1 protein-coding gene is annotated in these 1,472 nt (G+C 42.0%); it reads right to left on the bottom strand.

The window, feature by feature from the left end:
- Positions 1-156: 156 nt before the first annotated feature.
- Positions 157-1,041, bottom strand: coding sequence for a GntR family transcriptional regulator (locus tag GOB58_RS12855; RefSeq protein ID WP_173560460.1), 885 nt, complete (start codon positions 1,039-1,041; stop codon positions 157-159).
- Between the last annotated feature and the right edge of the window lie 431 nt (positions 1,042-1,472).

Here is a 1,472-nt window from a genome sequence, read left to right as displayed (position 1 = left end):
GCAGAAGGCTCGTAAAAGACTACGAGCGCTGTGCTTCAACCCTCGCCTTCGCAGGTCTCATGCTGAAAAACGCAGTCAACCTGCTCACGGAAAGTGCATAACACCCTCTAGGACCATATTATTTTATTTATAAAATACAATAATATTTTTTTAGAACTATGCTAAAATACCTCCTTTAAGACGCCTTGCTCCACCGATATGAATACGCAAAAAAGCTGAAGCCGTTACAAAGTCTCCATCCTCAATAATATTCAATAATTCAATATGTTCTTTGCATTGGCGCTCAAATCTGTCTCTAACAACTGTAACCCGATATTCAAGAAGGCGCCTTAAATTATTAATCCTTCTTAATGAATCAAGAAAAAATGGATTGCCACAGGCACCTGTTATGCTCTCATGAAAACCTGCATTAATTGCAAACAACGTGGCAATAGGCAAATCATTAAGGTTTCCGTCCAGCAAATCTTCCTGCTCCTGCCTAAGTTTGCACAACACATCTGAAGGCAGGAAGTAACCGGGTTCAAGGAGTGCAGCCGATTCAACTGCTGCCCTGAAACGATATGCCTGATCATAAGCAATACCATTAGTCAGTACAGGCAAAAATTGCCATCCATGCCCAGGTAACCGAACTCCCCACCCTTCCTGAACGATCTGCGTCATGATACGCACAATCTGTGGCCTTGTAAGATTATAACGTCGAATCAACTCATTAGTAGTAATTTTTTCAGGAAGAGTGTCGTCAAGACGGTCGGATGCAATAGAAAGATAAAAAGCATCGTCTGCTCCCTCTGTCACCGAAGGTGACACCTCATGCTGTGCTAAATCATGCCAGTCTTTTTTTATAAAAAACCCCCGGTTTTTTTCGTAACTCATAAAGCCTTGAGATGTCAGATCACGCAAAGCAGTCTCAATAGGTGCTCGTGAAACCCTGAAAAATTCTGTCAAAACTGAAGCCGACAGGTGATCTCCTTTTTCCAGTTTTTGATCTGCAATGTAATTTAATATCTGCGCTGATAAGCGTTTACATAGTTCAGAAGCCATTAAATTTTCCTTCGTTTCAGGATGATATTTTATGCTGGAAAAATATTATTGACAAAACTTTATCATACATGAAAAATAATTTAATATTTTAATGGAAAAACAATTAATCTGAAGACGTAACGCCGTAATCCAGTTCTGAAAGCTGTTACCATACGCATGAAAGAGCAGTGTAAGCCACATCAATTGGTGATCGTCGCTGTCGCAGTGCGTCTCGTCATAATCGCCAATGACGCCCTCAAAACTGGATTACCATGGCGCATTAGCTCCACCGCTTAAACACCTACGGCGTGTCGTCAGTTAAGCCCTGAGTTTGGTAGGTGAGGGTTTTACTTTCCGGCGTTCTGTGCTGACTGTTTTCCCAGTTTTGGGGGAGAGAAACAGATGCGGCGCTACGGTTTACGCGATGATCAATGGGACCGGATAAAAGACCT

This window comes from Acetobacter thailandicus, assembly GCF_011516655.1.
In the GTDB taxonomy this organism is placed as follows: domain Bacteria; phylum Pseudomonadota; class Alphaproteobacteria; order Acetobacterales; family Acetobacteraceae; genus Acetobacter; species Acetobacter thailandicus.
Note: the sequence above shows the minus strand (reverse complement) of the source record. Positions and strands in the feature narration are given on the sequence as shown.

Excerpts from the sequence above, each read along its gene's own strand:
- GOB58_RS12855 (WP_173560460.1), bottom strand. The coding sequence starts at position 1,041 with ATGGCTTCTGAACTATGTAAACGCTTATCAGCGCAGATATTAAATTAC.